This is a genomic window from Pigmentiphaga sp. H8, from assembly GCF_003854895.1.
Classification (GTDB): domain Bacteria; phylum Pseudomonadota; class Gammaproteobacteria; order Burkholderiales; family Burkholderiaceae_B; genus Pigmentiphaga.
The window spans coordinates 4,495,232-4,516,424 of sequence record NZ_CP033966.1 but is presented as its reverse complement, the minus strand read 5'-3'; the positions used below and the strand labels follow the sequence as shown (position 1 = coordinate 4,516,424).

Genomic DNA, 21,193 nt, shown 5'->3' with positions numbered 1-21,193 from the left:
TCCGGGAGTCGACATGCCCCGATTCATGGAAGGTCAGGACCGGCAGCAGGTAGCGTTAATCCCGGAATGCCTGGATGACTTTATCGCCGACGACAACCCGGTGCGCATAATCGACGCATTTATCGACGAGCTCAACCTGGCATCGCTGGGATTTGAGAAGGCGGCGCCAGCAGCTACCGGCCGCCCGTCGTATCACCCGGCCGTGCTGCTGAAGATCTACATCTACGGCTACTTAAATCGGGTTCAGTCCAGTCGTCGACTCGAGCGAGAGTGCCAACGCAATGTCGAACTGATGTGGCTGGTCGGCCGACTGGCGCCAGACTTCAAGACCATTGCGGATTTTCGCCGTGACAATGGCTCGGGCATTCGCAACGTTTGCCGGCGGCTTGTTGCCGTATGCCGAGATCTCAAGCTATTCAGCCAAGCCCTGGTTGCCGTTGATGGAAGCAAGTTCAAGGCAGTCAACACGCGCGACAAGAACTTCACTGCCGCCAAGATAGACAAACGTCAGCAGCAGATTGAGGAGAGCATCCACCGCTATCTGGCGGCGCTCGACACTGCGGACCGAACGCAGCCTGTCGAGATCGAGGCCCGGACCAATCGGCTCAACGACAAGATCGAGCGCCTGCGCAAGCAAATGCGCGCACTGGATGACGTCAAGGAAAGGCTCAAAGATAGTCCAGACGGTCAACTGTCGGTGACTGACCCGGATGCCCGCTCGATGGCTACCAGCGGCCGGGGCTCAGGGATGGTCGGCTACAACGTGCAGATGGTTGTCGAAGCCAAGCACCATCTGATCGTCGCGCACGAAGTGACGAACCGAGGACATGACAGGGACTCATTGGCATCAATGACACAAGCCGCGCGGGAGGCTATGGGCAAGAAGCGACCGTGTGCGATTGCCGATCGCGGCTACTACAGCGCGCCTCAGATCAAGGCATGTGCAGAGACAGGTATTGATGCGATCTTGCCCAAGCCGACGACTTCCAATGCCAAGGCCGAAGGCCGCTTCGACCGTTCGGACTTCATATACATTGCGAAGGACGATGAGTACCTGTGCCCTGCGGGCCAGCGCGCCATTCACCGGTTTACGCGGGAGGAGAATGGTCTGCAATTGCGGCGCTACTGGAGCAGCGCCTGCCCACAATGCGCTATGAAGGAGCGATGCACACCTAGCGCGTATCGGCGCATCAGTCGATGGGAACATGAGGCCGTGCTTGAGGCGGCGCAGCGCCGTCTAGACCGAATGCCAGAAGCGATGAAGGTGCGGCGGCGCACAGTAGAACATGTGTTCGGCACGTTCAAGCATTGGATGGGCTATACACACTTCCTAACTCGTCGCTTGGGCAATGTGAGCACGGAAATGAGCTTGAATGTACTGGCCTATAACCTCAAGCGGGTCATGCGCATCCTAGGCTTCCAGCAAACAATGAAAGCGATGCTGTCGATGGGGGGCTGAGCCCCTCTTGTGGCCAATGACGCACTTCAAATCCTATCCGCGCCGCTCAAACGGCCTTTAGGGTGTCTCGCGTCGAAAAATCGAAGTGAAGACCGCCCAAGTTGATGCGGTCCAGGCGAACGCGCTGTAGTCGTTAGGGCGAGTGGAGTTTCCACACAGCCTCGACCCAGAGCGGAAGTTTGCGCTGCCCAGAAAATTGTCTGCTTTACATCGGATCGCAGCCATTGACCGAATTGTTGATGACTGGACGTGCTGACCTATGAACTCTTCGAGGGCGCTGATTAACTGTCCATTCTTTATGCTTCGGCGGTCTTGAACAGTAGTTCCCGCGCCGCGTAGTCAATGCGAAAGGCGTGCGGCTCCGCGAGTGCGCATTCCAGCGCTTCACCCGTTGCCGGCCCCCCGTTGAGCTTCACGGTCCAGAAATACGGATCGAAATATTTCAGTTCGACACCGTCCAGCTCTGAGTCGTCGCGCTCAAGTATTTCGTCGCCAGTTGGCCGATAAATGAAAGTCGTTTTGTAGGCAACCTCACCCGTTCGTTTGAAGCGCATAGCGAGCGTGTCCGAAGCATCATGGATGTGCTCCTCGCCGATAGCAAGCGCAGGTGGGTTGGCAATTAGTTCGGAAACATCTGGTTCCGAAGGTGGTGGTGCTGGCGGCGGCTTGTGAGCTGCAAACAGCTCATGAACGTTATCCCTCGTCGCAACGAGGAGCGTAGCTGTCATGCTTAGGCAAAGCGCAGAATAACTCTCCTCCGAAGGGCTTGGCAGTCCGCGCCCTCGGTCGTCTCCAGTATGCCCGATGCGATAGAACGACATGGGCAGCGCGTGGACATGACTCGAAAACAGCACATAGATCCAGCGGAAGGTTCTTAGGTCAATACCTGCTCGCTCCGCAATAACTTCCATCGGCAAGAGATACGCGGTCTGGCCATGGAGCAGGCGCTTGCTGTGCTTTTTGTCGATGGTGGCTAAGAATGGACTCTCGAGTAAGCGTGATCGAAGATCTTCGGCAACTGCGCGCAGAGCTTCTACCTGATCTGAATTTTCGAGAGCCTCGAATATGCGGATTCGAGACGTGCAATCATGAAGGTTGAATAAATTCCAGCGAAACCTCCATTCATCCTCTGGGCATTGGTCCACGCACAGATAATAGAAAGCGACGCGCAGCTCGATGATTGTGCGAGCGATGCCAGTCATCGAGCTGTAGTCCCAGTGCTCAATTTTCTTATCAGCCCAAGGCGTGTGCGGCGCCAGCATAAGAAGGCTAACGCACTTGGTAATCATGAGCGTGAATAGAACTGACGCGTAAAAATGTTGGCTCGTAGGTGAAGGAATGCCTCCATAGGAACGAGAAACAAACATGCACTCGCGAACAATCTCATCAAGCATCCGCAGACGCTCGAGATAGGATTTTGACGGCTCGGGACCGAGCGCGCCACGATCGACAATCTCCTCTAGATTCGAGGTGCTTACTTCGTCGGACGTCTGATTATCCACTTGTCGATGCAGATCGTGGTTCATGCTGCCGTTCCCAATAATAGCTGCGTCATCCGTTCGACTGAGCTCGTGAGTTGAATGATAGGGGTATTAGACCGAGCCAGGGGAGCTCGCATGCAGCTCAATGAAGCAATTCGCCAACGACTTAATCAAAACCAGCTGTCCGCTAATCGCCGGATTCCCGTAATCCCAAATTTCATCTTCGACAACTGCTATTGGCCGATCACTGACTACTCGGTGATCTGGCCGGCATCGTCTTACCCAGCTTCATCAGGTGAGAAACTATCGAATGTGCCAGCCGGAAAGCGGCACGCTGGCCGAAAGCCTTGTCTTTGCAATCCAGTTCACGAGGACTCTATCGGTGCGAGTCTTCAGTTCTCCGGTGGAGAAATCCCAAGCAAAGTCCACATGCTGCAACCGACCGGCTTTGCTGCAAGCTTGGGTAGCACCAAACCAATGCATGTCCCAACCGCCAGAAGGACCAAACGGAAGCCCGACGCTAAGTTGGTTAGCATGATTGCCAGGCGAAAATTCGAGCCGCGCCTCGCGGGATTGATGGTTAAAACATCCGCCAAGGTCAACCGGCCGAACGTCATAGGGTGATGCAGACCGTCGATATCGAACTGCCACGTCTTCCCCGCTACGAGCAGTATGGTGACCTCTGCGACCGTACCATCTTCAAATCCGATCTCAACCTGTGTGTTTTCGTAGCGATAGCAAACACGGTCATATTTCATCTCAAGCACGCATTGAATGCGATCGGGCGTACCTAAGATCTCAAGAACCTTCGCTTTGGGCGTTCCTAAATCCAAGAAGTTGATAAGGTTGCGGGGTGTCTTGGTTGTGGGGAGAATCAGCACATCCCCATCACCTTTCTCCGCAATCGTCTCGGCGATTGGCGGTGGCTCAAGGTAAAGATCGGCACCATGGAGGTCCTCGACTTCAAGTAGTGCGTCACCTCTGTGGTGGCCTGTGACGCAGGGCGTTACTTTTCCAGTGACATAAACATCGCCGTTGAGTTTGTCCCTATTTGCCGCGTATTGGTCTGATGACATCATCAAGTGAAGCACTTGCACATCAGGTTTGACGATGGGTTCGGCTTGAGTCGGCTCGAACGATCGGTAATTAAATCGGAACGGCTCGGGTAGCGTAAGTAGCCAATTGGTTTCGAGCGCATCAGTTCTGAAGTCTTCGTAGTTCGGTGGGCCTGCGAACGTTTGCCGAGACAGGTAGCCTTTGAATTGAATACGCTGCCCGTCGTAGATCTCGTCCGGAAGGGCTGGCTTCTGACCGCGCGGCGCATGATTCAGCCGCTCCGCGCCAGCCATGGCCAGGAACCAGGCATCCCGATGCCGGCGGAGTTCGCTAGGGCGGTATTTGGTCCCTTTGGGATGTCGGTCGTTGTAGTGGCCAACGTCCGCATGACAATCGAAGCAAAGTGGAATGCAGTTATCTAGTGTAGAAGGCCCGCCATCCGCTTCGGGCTCGATGTGGTGGAGTTCCATATTGACTCCGCAGAACCGATTACAGATGCAGCAGCGCCGTCCACAGGCGGACAATGCTCGTTCTCTAACGTCGGTCGGCCACATGCGATTTGTCTCCCCATCCGATTTCCCAAAGTCGGCCTATGAAGGCCGTAACGATCGGACCCAAGTGGAGCACATTCTGAGGCTACCAAGAAGTTCTGTCGAATGGCCGCTGGTGTCCGCTTTTGGCCGATTCTGTTGAAAAACTCGCCGCGGTCTCGGTCGTCTGGCAGAATTTCCAAAGTGCCAACGAGTTCATAGAGCACCGACATGATGGGTCATCAAGCGAGCGGACAAGAGCGGTTGTTCTACGCCTTCAACGTTGAAGACGTCATTCCGCCGACCCACCTTCTGAGAGCCATCGATCGCTGTCTGGATCTGAGTGAACTTCACCGACACCTGGCAGAGCACTACAGTCATACGGGCCGCCCCTCCATTGACCCCGAACTCATGATCAGGATGCTGATCGTTGGGTATTGCTACGGCATCCGCTCCGAGCGACGTCTGTGCGAAGAGGTTCAACTGAACCTTGCCTATCGATGGTTCTGTCGTCTCAGCCTCGAGGATGCAGTGCCCGATCACTCGACCTTCTCCAAGAACCGACACGGACGCTTCCGTGCCAGCGATACCTTCCGCTAGTTGTTCGATGAAGTGGTCCGTCGTTGCATGGCTGCGGGCCTAGTAAAAGGCGAAGGCTTCGCTGTCGACGCCAGCGTCGTGGCCGCTGATGCGAGCCGCCAGCGCGGTGTTCCTGCCAGTGAGGCCACCGACTGGTCGAACCCCGCACTCAGCACGCGTGCCGTGCGCGAGTACCTCGAAGCGCTCGACGACGAAGCGTTCGAGCAAGCCGTTCCCCGGCGGATCTCGCTGACCGATCCGCAGTCACGGTGGACGGCCGCCCCTGGCGGCCCCGCATTCTTCGCCTATTCGACGAACTATCTGATCGATACCGAGCATGGCGTGATCCTCGACGTCGAAGCCACCCCTGCACATCGCACCGCAGAAGTGGACTCTACCAAGACGATGGTGGACCGTATCGAGGAACATTTCGATATCACCCCTGAGCGGCTCATCGGCGATACCGCTTACGGCACGGCTCCGATGCTGGCGTGGATGGTGCAAGACAAGGGGATCGAGCCGCACGTTCCCGTCTGGGACAAAACCCAGCGCAAGGACGACAGTCTATCGAGCAGCGACTTCCAATGGGATGGCGAGGCCAACGAATATCGTGGCCCCGAGGGGCATGCACTGCGCAGCGAGCGGCGCATATTCAAGATCGAGCGCACTCACGTCACCAAGGCAGGCACCGTGATTTACCGGGCCAGCAATAAGGACTGCGGTACGTGCGCTATGAAGCCGCGGTGCTGCCCCAATACGCCGATGCGCAAGATCGCTCGCAGCATTCACGAGGATGCACGCGACGTAGCCAGGCGTATCGTCGCCACCGTGCAATACCAGCGCTCACGTCACGAACGCAAGAAGGTCGAGGTCCTGTTTGCACATCTCAAACGTATTCTGAAGATCGACCGCTTGCGGTTGCGCGGACTCACTGGTGCAGCAGATGAATTCACGCTTGCGGCAGCCGTTCAGAACCTACGCCGTCTTGCGAAGCTCACCTCACAGGGGCCACCGGTTCAGGGCACAGGTGCGCCCGCTTGAGGCGAAACCCACCGATTAACAAGGCAACCGGGCATCAGTACCCGGTTCCAATCGGAAAAAGGCGAAAGCCGCCTGGTCGTCGGGCTTGCAAGCGTGATTAATCGCGACGAGCAATCGAGTTTTTCAACAGAATCGGCTGAAAGCAGACGTCCGCACAGCTGCCTTCCCCTATGCCTTGTGTGCCGAGAACGCCCCTGCAGTCAAATCAATATCCGCGCTGCTAATGCGCATCCGACGAGCAGCGTCCTGCCAATGATCCACAACTACGATTACCTCATTCACAATTTTCTGAGCTTGCACATCGTCCAGCCCATAAAAAGCAGCCGTGCTGAGGACAGTCTCCAGGCTAGGCCGATTATCAACGTCGTCAATATTCAAGACATGCTCCGCCTTGTCGATATTCGGATTGATATCAAACGCGGGTGCAAGTCTCCATCCTGTCTTGCCAAGCACGAATCCGTGATTGCGAAGGTGGTCGTCGCGGTTGCCAACGGCGACGTTAAACACCACGCGCCGGAATAGTTGTTCCAAGTCTGCGTCCGTATGTTCGGCGTCGCCCTGAGCTCGGATGAACTGCGCCAGTTCCAGATAGCTCGTACCTTCACTTTGAGTCTTGCGAAGCAATGTCATCGCCGAGGCATAGAAGCATCGCGAACTGTTGGCACGATCGAACCTTTGGACACAGAAGGTATGGAAGTCGTTGTTTAGCTTGATGAGCTTCGCAGGCGGTACGTCTATCCCCGCTTCTTGCGCGAGTTGGTGAACGACATATTCCCAGGCCCCGACGTCTCGATCGTCATCCCTGGCTGGGAACTTGCCGATCCAGAGTGAGCCGTCGGTTTCGGTAAAGTTGGCCTTTGGCCTTGCTCCGCCTAAAGACGCGCCAGGTGCGACGAGCACGGCGAGCCACTTTCGTAGCGCATCTAAATCGTCGATACGCCGGTTGCTGAGCTGATAGGCCACGGCTTCCAACTCTCGTAGCGTCGTCACTGGCGGGGCCGCCATTTTCTCGTTGCCGAGAAACGCATCCGTACCTGATCGGCGAAAGCGCAGGGCGCCTTGGCGAGTGAGGTCTTGCACGCCGATGAGGAAGTCCCAGGCGTACAGCGTACGAGGAGAGCGTTGCTCATCCTTTGCCTGTAGGGCCTCGCGCCGCTTCATCAGTGTTTGTCCCCATCGGTCCGGTGACGAATCCAGGAAGATGCCAAAGTTGCCTAGCTCAGGCTTGGGAAAGAAGGGGTGTTCGTCGAGGGAGAGATCGGGGTCCAGCGCGAAGGCGCGAGGATCCGTCAACCAGTCACGTTCGTAATGAAAGCGGATCTGGCCGCGGTCATGGGCGAGCGTGCCGACTTGGCGTGCAGGGCCGAGGTCGTCGTCAAGCCATACGTCCAGGGTGTTGTCCTGCGTGCTCATGTTGGTTCCTCATCGTTTGAGGTTGATGAGGCCTTGGCCGTCTTGGCGCGGGTAGCGGTGCGGCGCTTGGGCGCTGGTTCCAGCGCCAGATCCTGCAATTTCCGCCCAACTCTATCGTCGGCTCCAAGCTGATTGAGGTCGCCCTCAAGCCCCAGCACGGCCAGGACCCGGACATAGGAGCCCAGCGTAGCCCCAGCATCTCCGGCCTCGACCTTGTATAGGGTGGTCCTTGAAATCCCCGCGCGTTGCGCGACGACGGCGTTGCTCAACTTGCGTCGCTTGCGGGCAAGACGCAGCCGCTCTCCCAGCGCGGAGAGCAGGCGCTGTTCTTGAGGGAAGACGATAGGCGGTTTGCGCGGCATGTTCGCTATTATGGCTCATATCGCTATTATTCGTCCATAATAGCGGGAAAAATGATTTTATGTTGGAGATCGCGGAGAGTGGAGCAGCGCAGCCGTTGCATCCATCTGCTCATGCTCGAAAGCCGCCGCGAAATCATCCAGTTCGTTCGGACGTAGTCCAACATCCGCTCCAAGAGCGGCCTGTCGCCAGCTCACGACGGCCCCATAGACCTCGGCCAAGACACCCAATGCCTGCTTTTCATCCAGTGCGAAGTACGACGCGCGAGCCAGCAGCATCTGCACATCGGTGATCGGACCATCTGTTTCAGACAGCCAGGTCTTGGATTCCCGCTCCTTGTCCGGAAAGGGGTTGATGTCGAAGGCGGGTGCAAGACGCCACAGTCCGTGCCCCACGTGCAGGAAGCCATGGTTCTGCAAGTGATCGTCCACGTTCGTAATCAACAGGTTGAACACAAGGCGACGCCATAGCTGGCGCAGATCCCGGGTAGGCTCATGACCGTGGGATCGGATGGCATCCGCGATTTCCGTGTAGCTGCGATCTTCCTCGCGCGAGGCCTGCAACAACGATGCGGCTGATTGGTATGGAATACGGCCATCGGCGCCGTCACGATCAAAGCGGCGGATGACGGCTATCGGCACGTCTGCCAGGGAGACGATGCGCGCAGGTGCGGCGTCGATGCCTGCCAGCGTCGCCAACTTTAGAGCCAAGACCTCACCGCGAGTGACGCTGCGCGTGTCGTTCACACTGGGGAACTTGCCGATTGCGAGCCAGCCGTCTTCGTCCACCATGGTGCACTTGGGCCGCATGCCGCCCAGCGAGGTGCCTTTGCCTTGCAGGTAGCGCAAGTCTTCGGCCGTCTCCTGCCCGCGCTCGACAGCGCGGCTGGCTTGATAGATGTGTTCGAGCTCGATCAACGGTGGGGTAGTGCGTCGGCCTTCGGGCACTGTTCGATGCCAGGCCCCGTCCGGGCCGTGTAAGCGCAGTGCGCCGACGCGACTGAAGTCATCGACCGCCAATAGATAGTCCAACTCCGTCAATGCAGCCAATTTGGGATCGATTCGGCGCCGTTTGGCATGATCGCGGGCGATGACGCGCCGGCCCCAGGCGTCTGGGGCAGTATCGGCGATCGCACCATGGAATACGGAGTCATGGGGCGAGGCAGCCTTGTGCGGCTGGTGGCCAGGCATCAGTTGCAGGTCGGCCGATACGTTGAAGCGCTCGGGGTTGGCCAGCCACGCCTCGTCATAGGCAAAGACGCAGTTTTCACGCCGACCTTGCTGGACGTATACAAGCGAGCCGAGCGGTAGCCCAGCCTTGCCGATGCAGACTTGAACTTGTTGGCGGATTGCTGCGGCGGTCGCCATTACAAGGCTCCCGAGGACTTGCCGGGCTTGTTGCGCACGCGTTTGGGCAAGTTCTCGTCCATCAGCGTCAGCCCAATCTCGTCGTTCGGTGTGTCTAGCAGATGCTCCAACGCTTGGATCTCGCCGAAGACATGCAACGCCCGGGCGAAGAAATGGATGGGCACGCGGACGTCGCCTTTCTCCATGCGGCGCACGGTGGACAGGGATGCACCCATGCGCTCGGCAAGCGAGGCCTGGGAGATATGACGTCGCCTGCGGGCCAGGGAAATGTCGCCGCCGAGCTTCCGGATCGCTCGTTCGACGGATAGGGGGATGGGGGAATCCATTTAAGTGCTCCCAAAGGAGCTTGAATTATAGTTAAGAGTTCCAGATAGAACAATTAAATGAAGAATAGGAGACTGCTTGAGGGATGATCTCGAAAGCCAACCGTGCAATGGCAGCCAGGCGCTTCGTGGCATTGCGGCGCTGGAATCCGTCCGGATCCTTGCGCTTCAGTGACTCGACCTGCTTCTGCAGACTATCCAGTTGCGCACGAAAGAGCGGATGCAGGTAGATGGTCCAACCGTTGACGGTGACGAGGACGCTCGATTCAGCCGTCATTCGTCATCTGCGGACAGCGGTGCATCAAGGTCGATATCTCCAGCCTCGCGCGCAGCCTTTTCCATGGAAGCGAGCAAGTCGCCCGACAGGGATGCCAGGCGTTCGGGATGCGACGCGATGTCGTGGGCGAGGAAAGCCAGGAATGCCCCGAGCGCGGGGTGTTGCTGGAAACGCATCTAGAATCCGAATGAAGGCGTTGACCACGAACTGGCGCCACTGTCAGGCCGCTGAGCCAGCGGCCCATCATGCTGAATCGTTGGCAAGCTTCCTGCTCACTCTCCGGCACTCTTCAGCCAGTTGCTCGGCTACGGGACTCAATTCCATGTCGCGTCGAAAGACCAGCCCGACGTCGCGCTGAACAAGCGGAGGCGCGAGAGGCCGAAAGGCCAGATCCCGCAACAAGGGGAGTGCGGCCACCAGGGCGGGTACCACGGCGGCGCGAATGCCGCTGCGGATCATCCAGTGCAGGCTTGTAACGCTGGAGACTTGGTATTTCGGCTCAGTCAGGATGGAGCCCAGGTCCGGCACGCTCTGCAATTGCTGGCGCGTGCTGGTGTCCAGCGTATGGCCGACGAGTTCGTAGCCGCGTAGTTGATCCCAATGCAACTGCCCGCCAAGTCGTGCCAGAGGATGATCCGCCCCGCATACCAGCCCGAGGTGATCGTGTGTCAGCGTCTCGAACATCAGGCTCGAGTCTTCCGCGGTACGGCTTGTCAAACCGAAGTCGGCCGATCGTGACCGCACGTGCCGACGGACTTCGTCGGCGCCCGCGTCGCGGATGGTGATGCGCACGGCGGGGTGGTTTTCCACGAAGGCTTCGATGGCAGGCGCAAGGATCGCTTCGAATGCGGAAGGCGCCGCTACCACGCTGATATGGCCCCGGCTGCCGCTCGCGAAGCCGCGCATATCGCTGACCGTGTGGTCCAGGTCCTGGAGCAGGCGTTCAGCGATGGGAAGCAGGTCCCGCCCGGCCTCGGTCAGCTCGACGTGCCGGGCCGACCGGTTGAACAGGCGTACGCCCAGTTCTGCCTCGAGTTTCTGGATGGTGGCAGTCAGTGCCGGCTGCGCGAGAGCCAATCGCTCGGCTGCCACGGTGAAATGGCCGGCTTTCGCCACGGCCACGAAGCAGTCCAATTGCCTGATGGTGACGCGCTGGGTCAAGGCAGCCAACTCCAACGGAAGATCTTCGTGGCGCCGTTCCCGGAACGAGGATCGCCAAATCCTATTGATTCATCGTGCATTGCGATTGGACTTCATCTGAGCTGGACACACATACTCACCCGATCTTAACAAGCGCCAGGCTCTTTGGAGGCCGAAAATGAGCAAGCTGAATCGCCGGCATGTATTTGTGCATGGCTTGGTTGCTGCAACCCTGCTGGGAAGCGGTGCCGCCTTCGCACAGGATAACTATCCATCGAAGCCGGTGCGCCTCATCTCGCCATGGCCGGTGGGGGGTTCCGCCGATGTCACGACCAGGTTGGTCGGGGATCGCCTGGCGGCCTTGCTCGGGCAGCCGTTCGTCGTGGAATCTCGTGGCGGAGCGGCCGGTACGATCGGGTTCGGTGCCGTCGCCCGTTCGGCACCGGATGGTTATACGCTGCTGCTGGGCACGAACAGCACCTATGGAATCGCCCCGCATTTACTGCCCCCCACGCCTTACAAGATATCGGATTTCGCGCCGGTGGCGCTGGTGGCAGCCAACCCCCAGATCATCAGCGTCCATCCGTCCGTTCCCGCGAAGGACCTGCCAGATTTCATCGCCCACGTTCGTGCCCATCCCGGCCGCTACTCCTACGGATCAGGAGGGAAGGGCGGCACCAGCCACATGGCTTCGGTGCTGCTGGCGACAACCGCCGGATTGAACATGCTGGACGTCCCGTACCGGGGAACCGGACCTTCCCTGCAGGCACTTCTTGCCGGGGAGATACAGATGGTGGCGCTCGACGTGGCCGTCGCCAAGCCCCTCGTCGAGGCCGGCAAGGTCCGGGCCCTGGCGGTGAGCTCAAGCCGCCGCTCGCCTGCCATGCCCGATTTGCCGACTATCGCGGAACTCGGCTATCCCGGTTTCGATTCGGCGACGGTCTACGCGCTTTTCGCGCCGGCAGGTACGCCGGCCAACATCATCGCGAAACTGAATCGCGCGATCAACGAGATGCTCAAGCAGCCCGACCTGCAAGAACGCTTCATCGCGCTGGGCCTGGACGGGATGGGCGGCACGCCGGAAGAGATGGCGCGCCACATCAAGGCGGAGTCAGACAAGTGGCGCGACGTGATCGCGCGCACCGGCATCAAGATTGAATGAACACTCGCGGAAAGCTAGGGGAGTCCTGTATGGCGTTTCGGCTTGCTTGCGACGTGGGCGGCACTTTCACGGATGTGGCGGTTCGACAGGCGGACGGCGGTGTTGTTTTCGCCAAGGTGCCGACTACTCCAGACGATCCGGTCGAGGGTGTGCTGAACGGTATCGCCGCGCTGGCGGAGCAACTTGGCCAGGATGCGCGCGAGTTGCTTTCATCCGCGGGCGAGCTCGTGCATGGCACCACGATCGCGACCAATGTGCTGGCCCAGGGGCGTCCCGCGCGCGTGGGTTTGCTCACCACACACGGGTTCCGGGACATCCTGGAGTTGCGTGACGGCACACGGAGCAATCGCTACCAATTGCGGGTGCCCAGTCCGGTGCCGCTGGTGGCCCGGCCTTACCGGCTGGAGGTGATGGAGCGAATGGGATTTGACGGTTCCGTCCGGACGCCGCTCGATGAAACGCAGGCGCGAGACGCCATTGCCTCGCTTCTCGACCTCGATGTGGAAGCGGTGGTGATCGGGTTGTTGCATGCGCACCGCAACCCCGCGCATGAACTGATGCTGGAGAAATGGTTGCGGGAATCGGACTGGATGGGGCCGATCGTGCTGTCGCATCGGGTGCTGCCGCAGGAGGGCGAGTATGTCCGCTTCTCGACGGCCGCGATCGAGGCGAGCGTCGCACCGGTGCTGGAAGGCTACCTGGAGCGCTTGGGCAAGCAGTTGGAAGCCAAGGCTGGCCGCCCGGTGCGCACGCAGGTGATGCAGTCTTCCGGCGGCCTGCTGCCGTTGACCGCGGCGGGGGATCGGGCCGCGCATTTTGTCAACAGCGGTCCGGCCGGCGGCGCCATTTCCGCCGCCAGCATTGCGCGTCAACTTGGCCGTGACGTGGTGGCCTTCGATGTCGGCGGCACGACCACCGACATCTCGGTCATTCACGGCGGCCAGCCGCAGGAGCGGCTCGTGACCAGCACCGATGCGTACGTCATCGGGCTGCCCACGATCGATATCCATGTGCTGAGCCTGGGCGGCGGTTCGATCGCGCGGGTCGGGGCGGACGGCGTGCTGCAGGTAGGACCGGAGAGCGCGGCCGCGGTACCAGGACCCGCCGCATACGGCCGTGGCGGAGCGAGGGCGACGCTGACGGATGCGGCGGTCGTGCTCGGATTGTTGCCGGCTGGCGATGCCGGCGAAACGAGCAGCCTGGGTGGGACCTCCGGTCTGAGCCTGTCCAGGAAGCTGGCTATCCAGGCGGTTACGCGCGATGTTGCCGTGCCGCTGGGGCTTTCGCTGGAAGCGGCCGCGCAAGCCGTGCTGACTCTCGCGGCCACCACGGTGGCCAGTGGGATTCGCGCGGCAACGGTCAGCCGGGGCATCGATCCGCGCGCGCTGGCACTGGTCGGTTTTGGCGGTGCCGGCGGTTTGCTGCTCGGCGCCGTGGCGCGGGAGACCGGCGTGGCGCTGGCGGTGGCACCGGCTGCGGGGTCTGTGTTGTCCGCCGCCGGGTTCCTCGATGCGGAAACGAGATACGACACGATCCGGCACGCCGGTCTGGCGATGAACGCGTTGCCGAAGGAGAGCCTGGCTGCGCTCGCGCGCGACATGGAGGATGAGATGCACCGCTGGCGTGACCGCCACGCCATGGCTTGGGGCGATGAACCGATGGAGATGGCCTGGGTCGCGGAATGCCGCTACGCACGGCAGGCCGGCACCGTGGCCATTTCACTCACTTCGGATGAGCTGGAGCGCGGCGCGGTGGACGAGGTGGCGGCCCGCTTCGAGGCGCGCTACACCATGCTTTTTGGCCATGCGCATCACAACGAGACCTGCGTGCTGGATGCCCTGCGGCTCGTGGCGACGCAGCCTTGCAGCGCGTCGGGGCGCCATAAGGGCCGCACGCGGCGCAAGCCGTCCGGGCAGACGCTCACGCGCTCGGTTCACCAAGGGGGGGGCTGGCGCGAATGGCCCGTCATCTCGGTTGATGAGCTTGGCGACGACGCCTCATGGCGCGGTCCCCTCCTGTGCGATTGCGGCGGCGTGGTGGTCGTGCGGGAAGGTGAAACCTTGAGCAGAGGAGAGCAGGGCTTGCTCATCCTCTCGGTGGAGAAGTGACGATGGCCGTGCAACCGGTGGACCCCGTGACATTGGCGGTCGTGCGAGCCCGCCTCGCTGCGATCGTGGACGAAACCGTCGAGGTGATGGCGCGTACGGCCTTTTCTCCGATCCTGAATCAGTCGCGCGACTTCTCGGCTTCGATCTTCGATGCGGATGGGGAGCTGTTGACCCAGGCGGAGCGCCTGCCCATCCATCTGGGCGCGTTGCGGTTCGCGTTGATGGCCGCGCGCGAGCGGTTCGGCGATCAGCTCGCCAACGGTGACGTCGTGCTGCTCAATGACCCTTACCACGGCGGAAGCCACTTGCCGGACATGACGCTGTGCCTGCCCGTGGTGATAGAAGGGCGAGTCGCATTCTGGGTGGTCAACCGTGCTCACCAAGGCGATATCGGCGGTATCTCGCCTGGCGGCTACAGCCCTCATGCCACGGAGATCTGGCACGAGGGCTTGCGGGTGCCGCCCGTCCGTCTGGTGCGGGCCGGGTTTCTGGACGAGGAGTTGCTCGATCTGCTTTGCCTGAATTCCCGCACGCCGGCGGACATGCGTGGCGATCTCCTGGCCCAGCTCGCGTCCGTCCAGGCGGGCGCCACACGGCTGCGCGCGCTGGCCGATCATTACGGGGCACCTTGCCTGGCCGTATGCGGCAAAGCGATCCTGGCGGCGGGGGAGGTGGCGATGCGAGCCACCATCAGCGCGTGGCCCGATGGAATACAGGAAGGCGAAAGCTGGCTTGACCCGATCGAACCCGGCGGTGCAGCGCCGCGCATTCACGTCCGGATCGAGGTGGAGGGCAACGAAGCGACGGTGGATCTGCGAGGCAGCTCCGATCAGGTCGTGCGATTCGTGAACTCGCCGCTGGCCAACACTACCGCGGCGGTCAACGCTGCTTTCGCATATGTCTGCGCGGGCGAGGGGCGGCAGAGCGGCGGCGCGATGCGTCCCATACGGCTTCTTACCCGGCCAGGCAGCCTGGTGGATCCGGTCGCGCCGGCGCCGGTCACCGCTTGTACCACCCTTACCGCGGCGCCGATCATCGAGGCGGTCCTGGATGCGCTCTCCAGGATCGTGCCCCATCAGGTCATCGCAGGCTTCGCGCGGCGCTTTCGCGTGGCGATCGCCTGCCACGACAGGAGCGGGCGCAGTGTGGTGTGGCACCACTTCGCCAACCGGGGGGCCGCCGGTGCGCATGCCTCGGGCGACGGTTGGTCCAACCTGGGTGTCGTGCAAAGCCCGGGGGGCACGCCTTCGCCCAGCGTGGAGAGGACGGAGTCGGTCTTTCCCCTGCATATCGAACAGTACGCGCTGCGTCCGGATTCGGGCGGCGAGGGGATGTATCGCGGAGGCCTGGGGGCTACCTATATCTTCCGCTACGAGGGCATGGAGCCGGGCCGCCTGACGCCAACTGGCGACGGCGTGATGGTGCCTCCCCCCGGTCTGGCGGGTGGCAGGCCAGGGCAGTCCAACGCCGTCCGTATCGTGCGGGGGGGCCACGATCTGACGTTGCAGGCGCTGTCCGGCACCGTGTCGATTCTGCCGGGTGACCGGATCTTTCATGAGTCGGCCGGCGGAGGGGGCTTTGGCCCACCTGAAGACCGCCCCGCCGCGCTCAAGGCGCATGATGCAAGCTGCGGCTATACCTCCCTGAAGGAATCCGCTGAATGACCGACTCCCTGGATTTGGCCGTCATCGGCACGGGTCCCATCGGTATTCTCTCGGCAACGCTGGCGGCTTCCGCGGGGCATCGCGTTGGCGTGTGGTCTCCACGTACTGCGGTGGAGGGCAAGCGGCTGACCTTGCGTTGCTCTGGCAGGCTGGAGTCGAGCGTGGAGGTCGAGAACATTTCCGGGCCGGAATCGCTCGCCGCATGGAGCCACATTCTGGTGGCTTTGCCTGCCACCGCCTATGCCGACGTGCTAGGCATGGCCGCGCCGTTCCTGCACGGGAAGCAGACGGTGATTCTTAGCGGTGCGCTTTCGCTGGTGCAATTCTGGTTGCGGGATTCCGTGGATTGGAAAGGCGCCGCTCCGGATCTGGTGGCTTGGGGGACGACCCTCGGCACCGCCAATCGCGTGGCGCCTTTGCATGCCCGTATCGCCACGGTGCGGCCGCGTCTGGGGGTGAGCGCGCTACCTTCTACTCGCATCGAGGTTCTGACGGGCCGCTGCGCGGCGCTGTTCGGTGATCGCTTCGAATCTTCGCCAGCGCATCTGGCCACATTGCTGGCCAATATCAACCCCATAGCCCATGCGGGCCAGGTTATCCCGAACCTGACGCGCATCGAGAACGGCGAGCCGTGGCGTCTGTTCGCCAATTTTTCACGCGCCGGAGCGCGCATTGCCGAGGCGATAGATGCCGAACGGCTGGAAATAGGGCGCCGCTTGGGGATCTCCCTTCGTTCCCTGGACGATCACTATCGCTTGTCCTATGCGGTGGAGGGCAGGGACCTGGCGGCGCTTGCCCAAGCCATCGAAGCAGCAGGACTCGGGGCTCCAGGGCCTGAGAGCACCCGTCACCGCTACATCGAAGAAGATGTTCCCTATGGGTTGGTGGTGCTTCAACGGATCGGTGCACGCGTTGGCGCAGCGACGCCCAATCTGGATATGGCCATCGCGCTGCTGAGTTGCGGCTTGGACAAGCCATACGCGCGAATGAATCCGATCCTGGCGGGACTTCGGCTGGAGACGGAAACGGCGGAATCCCTGGCGCGGCGCTTCGCGTGACGGAGCGCATCAGCCAGGCATGGGACTACCACGCGGGCACCGCGATTGCTGACGAGCGACAGCCACCCAGCACATACCCGTTGCCCTGCCGTCTGAGGAGCCTCGCATGGTCGAGCCTGTCCAGCATCGCCGCATCCGCGTCGACAATATCGATACCTTCTACCGCGTGGCGGGCCCGCCGGACGCGCCGGCCATCCTGCTGCCGCATGGCTACCCCTGTTCTTCCTACGAATTCCGCAATCTGATGCCCCGGCTGGCGGATCGTTGGCGGCTGGTCGCGCCCGATTATCCCGGCGCAGGCTACAGCGCCACGCCAGACGATTTCGATTACAGCTTCGATGGCTATGCGGCCTTCCTGGAGCGCTTCGTCCTGGCCCTTGGCCTGGACCGTTTTGCGCTCTATCTGCACGATTTCGGTTCGCCGATCGGGGCGCGGCTGGCGATCCGGGCACCCCATCGGGTGACGGCGCTGATCATCCAGAATGGCGACGTTCCCTACGAAGACGCCTTGGGCCCCAAATACGCGGACATCGAAGCCACCTGGACGCTGCCGCCAGCCGACATGCGCCGGGCCATCGGCAGCAGCATCACCGAAGCGAGTTTTCAGGATGAGTTCCTGAATCATGTCCGGCCGGACATCGCGGAGCGGATTTCCCCGGACTTATGGAAACTGCACTGGTCCCTGATGACGCCGCGCCGCAAGGAGGTAGCCATCGATCTGATCGCCGGCCTGAAACAGAACCGATCGTGGTTTGCACAGCACCGGCAATACCTGGCGGACCACCAGCCGCCCACATTGATTGTCTGGGGGCCACAGGATCACTACATGCCTGAAGCCTCCGCCCGTGCCTATCTGCGCGACTTGCCGGATGCCGAACTCCACCTGCTGGACGGCGGCCATTGGTTGCTGGAAACGCATCTGGATGAAGTGGCCGCGCTGATGCGGGTATTTCTGCAACGGGTGCATGCGGCCTGATCGGCCGATACCGCGCGGAGCCGAACGCCTCGGGTAGAGCGTTTCACCGCCTCAGCCGGCGCGAGGCGCGCCGGAATTCGGCCGCAAGCGCCGCAGCTGCTGCGGTCAGCGGCCGCATCGTCGGCGTGATCAGGTACTGCACGGCTAGCGGCAGATCGAGATCGATGGGCAGGAATTTCAGCAATCCCCGCTGCCGCAGGGGCTCCAGCGCCGCCAGGCTGTTGATCGCGACATAGTCGCCCTGGAGCAGCATGTCGACCAGCGCGCTGGCCGAATTGCAGTGCGCGACCAGCGTGGGGTCGGGCAGGCCCTGCTTGCGCATCAGCGAGACGATCATGGGGCCGCCGGACTGCTGCACGCTGTACAGCCAGCCGTAGGGGACGAGGCTGGCCAGGTCGCGGGCGTCGGCGGCGGGGTGGTCGGCGCGCACGATGATGCCCAGGTCCGAACTGCACAAGCGTTCGGTATGCAGGTCGGTGATGCTCTGGTCGGCCGGCAGCGGGCTGACCGCGAAATCGATCCTGGCCTCGCGCAGCGCCGCGATGGTGGAAGACGAGCGGCCGCCGTACACGCTGATCTGCGTGTTCGGCCTGCAGTCGCGAAAGCGGGCCACGGCTTCGGACAACAGCATCGCCTCGGCGGTGGCCGACAGGCCGATCTTGACCTGGCTGTGGTGTTCGCCGCTGAACCGTTCGATTTCCTCGTGCAGATTGCGCAGTTCGGCATCGATGACGCGCGCGCGGCGCAGTACCATGCGGCCGATCTCGGTGGGTTCGACACCTCGGGCGGAGCGGATCAGCAGGGGCACGCCCAACGATTTCTCGAGAGCGGTAAGGTTCTTGCTGACGGCGGCTTGTGCGAGGCCGAGTGTCCGGGCAGCGGATCGAACGCTACCCGTTTCGACAACCGCTATCAAATCGCGCAGATGAGCTTCGCGCACTGTGGATCTTGCCTCCCCATTGGATTTTCTTGATTTTCTTGCTTTGTGCGTATTCTATAGCGCCTGGGGCAGCGGCTTGCCGATCGTTTCGAACGGCGAGCCGCTGCCGACGTCCGTCAGTTTTTCTGGCTTACCACCAGCTTGTTGCCACCGCTGCCGTCCATGTAGCCGCTGGTCGAGAAATCGCATCCCGACGTGCAGGTGAAGGAGAAGATGCCGGTGTTGTTGCTGTTGTCCTGGACCAGGACACGGAACGTCGCCGGTTTGCCGTCGAAGGTGCCGCTGCCGTCGATCTGCACCGAGTTCCTGGCCGCGGTGATATCGCCGTCGGCATCGATTGCCGAGCCGAGTCGCGTCACCGAGGTCAGCTGCGCATCGTGGCCCTGGCCCTTGAGGGTCATGCTGGCCACGGCGGGGGCGCCGTTGCCGTTGCGGCTGGCTTCCACCGCGACGTCCAGGTTGCCCTTCGCCGAAACCACCTTCCCCTTGACGCTCGCGCCACGGCTCATGCAGGGGTTGTATTCGGGATTGGTCAACTCCACAGACACCAGGCCGCCCTGGTTCCAGCCCGTGTAGTACAGGCAGTTCTCGGTGTCATAGCGCGGGTCGGGGCGCGTGAAGTCCATCTGGTCGCTCGTATTGCGCTCCTTGATGTAGTAGGCGACCTCGATGGGGCGTGCGGGGTCCTTCCAGTCCACGAAGCGGATGCCGCCGTAGGCGCTCGCATAGACCGCCACGCGCATGTTGCTGCGGTCGTCGAAGCCGATGTAGTGCGTCATGCCCGCCCAGGTGTCCTCGGCCAGGTTCTTCTCGCAGTTCTCGGGCTTGTTGGCATCCGACTTGTAGGTGCCGACGACCTGCGGGTTCTTCTCGTCCGAGATGTCGATCATGCGCGCGTAGGATTGGTGCGCGCAGATTCCCGAAGGCGTGCCGCCCAGGCCGCCGCCCGACTCTTCGGTCGAGACGATGTACTCCTTGCCGTTGACGTGGCGCACCCACTCGGTCGCATGGGCCGACGCCGTTTCGCCGTTGCCGAAGTCGGGGTCGATCATCTGCTTGTCGTCGCACCACGAGACGAAGCTGATGTACTTCAACTTCGGATTGGCCACCCGCTTGACGATGTCGCTCGAGTCCATGATGAGCAGGCCGTTGCCGCAGCGCTGGGTCCGTGCCTCGATGGCGCTCTTGTTGCCCCCGCCCAGGGAGTTGGTGCCGCCATACAGCGCCATGTAGACGCGCGTTCCATCGTTATTGGTGCTGACGTCGTGGAAGTGGGTCGTGTTCAGGATCTTCCAGTCCAGGTTGTCCTGGACCTCCTGGGGCAGGTCCAGGCGGTTCCAGTTCAGCAGGGCCTTCGGTTTCCTTGGATCCGACAGGTCGGTCACATGCATGTCGATGCGATTGACGGCTTCGGGAACGACCTGGTTCTTGTTGCCGTTGTCGACGTTGCCGCGGCCGATGATCGGGTCGCCGCTGAACGGGATGCCGTAGTAAGTCTTGCCGTCGGGCGTAAGCCAGCCGTCGTGGTTGCCCTGGGGAGTGTTGTAGGTGGTGCTGAGCGGAACGGGGTGGAGGCAGTCGCTGACGTCATAGACGTCCAGCGGGTTGGTGACCTTGCCGGCCACGGTGGGGCCGTTGTCCTTGTAGGCGCCGATCATGATGTTGCCCTGGAGCTCGAGCGCCGAGTAGGCACGGATCATCGCGGGCGTGCGCAGGACTTTCCCATACGGATTCGGACCGGCCGGATCGAAGGAAGCGTGGCCGACCTGGTCGTCGTCGGGCGTGATCGCCATCTTCGTCGGGGTTTTCATGTCGAACACGACGGTCCCGACGTATTGCTTCTGGTCGGTAATCGGCTGGCCCAGGGCATCCTTGGCACCGTCGCGCCGGGAGGCGTAGGCACAACGGCCCTTGATTTGCAGATCGCCAAAGGCGCCCCGGTCGAACAGCTTGTGCTGTGCGACTTTGTGCGCGCCGCACCAGAAACCCTTGAAGGTCACGTTGTTTTTGACGGGGCCACGGTCAGCGGCGGGAATCCCGCCACGGATGCCGGTTTCGGGCTGGTCGCCGGGGCCCGGTTCGCAGTATTCGATTTTCTTCGCCGGGATGGGGTCGCCGGCGACCGGCGTGTCCGTGCCGGATACCGGGTCGTTATCGCTGCCACAGGCGGCGATCAACGCAGCCGTGGCCAAAGCGACCATGGACAGGCCGATGTGCGTTTTCACGTTTTGTCTCCTCTCATTCAAGAGTGGTTGTTGG

At 61.5% G+C, this 21,193-nt stretch carries 17 protein-coding genes and 1 pseudogene; 7 read left to right on the top strand and 11 right to left on the bottom strand.

Translation table 11 applies throughout. From position 1 onward, the window contains the following. The first annotated feature begins 13 nt into the window (after positions 1-13). On the top strand, positions 14-1,459 hold the full coding sequence (locus tag EGT29_RS21305; protein WP_124690860.1) for an IS1182 family transposase: 1,446 nt from the start codon (positions 14-16) through the stop codon (positions 1,457-1,459). 296 nt (positions 1,460-1,755) lie between these two features. Here EGT29_RS21305 and EGT29_RS21300 read toward each other — a convergent pair whose 3' ends face one another. Both EGT29_RS21300 and EGT29_RS21295 read right to left on the bottom strand, forming a co-directional pair. Then, positions 1,756-2,985 (bottom strand): DUF5677 domain-containing protein, encoded by a 1,230-nt coding sequence (locus EGT29_RS21300; protein WP_124690859.1) that lies wholly within the window; start codon positions 2,983-2,985, stop codon positions 1,756-1,758. Positions 2,986-3,332: 347 nt separating this feature from the next. Continuing rightward, positions 3,333-4,550, bottom strand: a complete 1,218-nt coding sequence (locus EGT29_RS21295) for an HNH endonuclease (RefSeq protein ID WP_124690858.1) — start codon at positions 4,548-4,550, stop codon at positions 3,333-3,335. A gap of 207 nt (positions 4,551-4,757) precedes the next feature. Between EGT29_RS21295 and EGT29_RS21290 the strand changes: the two are divergent. Beyond that, positions 4,758-6,146, top strand: a pseudogene (locus tag EGT29_RS21290) (transposase). 168 nt (positions 6,147-6,314) lie between these two features. Here EGT29_RS21290 and EGT29_RS21285 read toward each other — a convergent pair. The 7 genes from EGT29_RS21285 to EGT29_RS21255 all read right to left on the bottom strand — a co-directional run bounded on the left by EGT29_RS21285 (position 6,315) and on the right by EGT29_RS21255 (position 11,047). Then, entirely contained in the window at positions 6,315-7,559 is a 1,245-nt protein-coding gene (locus EGT29_RS21285) for a type II toxin-antitoxin system HipA family toxin (protein WP_124690857.1), read from the bottom strand. Next, on the bottom strand, positions 7,556-7,921 hold the full coding sequence (locus EGT29_RS21280) for a helix-turn-helix domain-containing protein (protein WP_124690856.1): 366 nt from the start codon (positions 7,919-7,921) through the stop codon (positions 7,556-7,558). Before EGT29_RS21280 ends, EGT29_RS21285 begins: the two co-directional genes overlap by 4 nt. 57 nt (positions 7,922-7,978) lie before the next feature. Continuing rightward, positions 7,979-9,286 (bottom strand): type II toxin-antitoxin system HipA family toxin, encoded by a 1,308-nt coding sequence (locus EGT29_RS21275; protein WP_124690855.1) that lies wholly within the window; start codon positions 9,284-9,286, stop codon positions 7,979-7,981. Continuing rightward, positions 9,286-9,612, bottom strand: a complete 327-nt coding sequence (locus EGT29_RS21270; RefSeq protein WP_124690854.1) for a helix-turn-helix transcriptional regulator — start codon at positions 9,610-9,612, stop codon at positions 9,286-9,288. Before EGT29_RS21270 ends, EGT29_RS21275 begins: the two co-directional genes overlap by 1 nt. 31 nt (positions 9,613-9,643) lie before the next feature. Next, positions 9,644-9,886 carry a type II toxin-antitoxin system YhaV family toxin gene (locus EGT29_RS21265; protein ID WP_124690853.1) on the bottom strand — a complete coding sequence of 81 codons (243 nt, stop codon included), beginning with the start codon at positions 9,884-9,886 and terminating at the stop codon, positions 9,644-9,646. Beyond that, complete coding sequence (locus tag EGT29_RS21260; protein ID WP_124690852.1) at positions 9,883-10,062, bottom strand: type II toxin-antitoxin system PrlF family antitoxin; 180 nt, start codon at positions 10,060-10,062, stop codon at positions 9,883-9,885. Before EGT29_RS21260 ends, EGT29_RS21265 begins: the two co-directional genes overlap by 4 nt. A 67-nt stretch (positions 10,063-10,129) precedes the next feature. After that, positions 10,130-11,047 (bottom strand): LysR family transcriptional regulator, encoded by a 918-nt coding sequence (locus EGT29_RS21255; protein WP_124690851.1) that lies wholly within the window; start codon positions 11,045-11,047, stop codon positions 10,130-10,132. A 157-nt stretch (positions 11,048-11,204) separates the two neighbouring features. Between EGT29_RS21255 and EGT29_RS21250 the strand changes: the two genes are divergently transcribed. The 5 genes from EGT29_RS21250 to EGT29_RS21230 all read left to right on the top strand — a co-directional run bounded on the left by EGT29_RS21250 (position 11,205) and on the right by EGT29_RS21230 (position 17,994). Continuing rightward, positions 11,205-12,188, top strand: coding sequence for a tripartite tricarboxylate transporter substrate binding protein (locus EGT29_RS21250; RefSeq protein ID WP_124690850.1), 984 nt, complete (start codon positions 11,205-11,207; stop codon positions 12,186-12,188). A 29-nt stretch (positions 12,189-12,217) separates the two neighbouring features. Then, positions 12,218-14,296, top strand: coding sequence for a hydantoinase/oxoprolinase family protein (locus EGT29_RS21245; protein WP_161567902.1), 2,079 nt, complete (start codon positions 12,218-12,220; stop codon positions 14,294-14,296). Between the two features lie 2 nt (positions 14,297-14,298). Beyond that, positions 14,299-15,960 carry a hydantoinase B/oxoprolinase family protein gene (locus tag EGT29_RS21240; RefSeq protein ID WP_124690848.1) on the top strand — a complete coding sequence of 554 codons (1,662 nt, stop codon included), beginning with the start codon at positions 14,299-14,301 and terminating at the stop codon, positions 15,958-15,960. Then, the gene (locus tag EGT29_RS21235; protein WP_124690847.1) at positions 15,957-17,018 is read left to right on the top strand and encodes an NAD/NADP octopine/nopaline dehydrogenase family protein; all 1,062 of its coding nucleotides are present in this window, start codon (positions 15,957-15,959) and stop codon (positions 17,016-17,018) included. The genes EGT29_RS21240 and EGT29_RS21235 overlap by 4 nt, the downstream gene beginning before the upstream one ends. 106 nt (positions 17,019-17,124) lie before the next feature. After that, a complete protein-coding gene (locus EGT29_RS21230; protein ID WP_124690846.1) occupies positions 17,125-17,994 on the top strand; it encodes an alpha/beta fold hydrolase in 870 nt (289 codons plus the stop codon). A 43-nt stretch (positions 17,995-18,037) separates the two neighbouring features. On the opposite strand, the gene EGT29_RS21225 is transcribed toward EGT29_RS21230, so the two are convergent. Both EGT29_RS21225 and EGT29_RS21220 read right to left on the bottom strand, forming a co-directional pair. Next, positions 18,038-18,934, bottom strand: a complete 897-nt coding sequence (locus EGT29_RS21225) for a LysR family transcriptional regulator (RefSeq protein WP_124690845.1) — start codon at positions 18,932-18,934, stop codon at positions 18,038-18,040. Between the two features lie 116 nt (positions 18,935-19,050). Next, entirely contained in the window at positions 19,051-21,159 is a 2,109-nt protein-coding gene (locus EGT29_RS21220; protein ID WP_124690844.1) for a hypothetical protein, read from the bottom strand. Between the last annotated feature and the right edge of the window lie 34 nt (positions 21,160-21,193).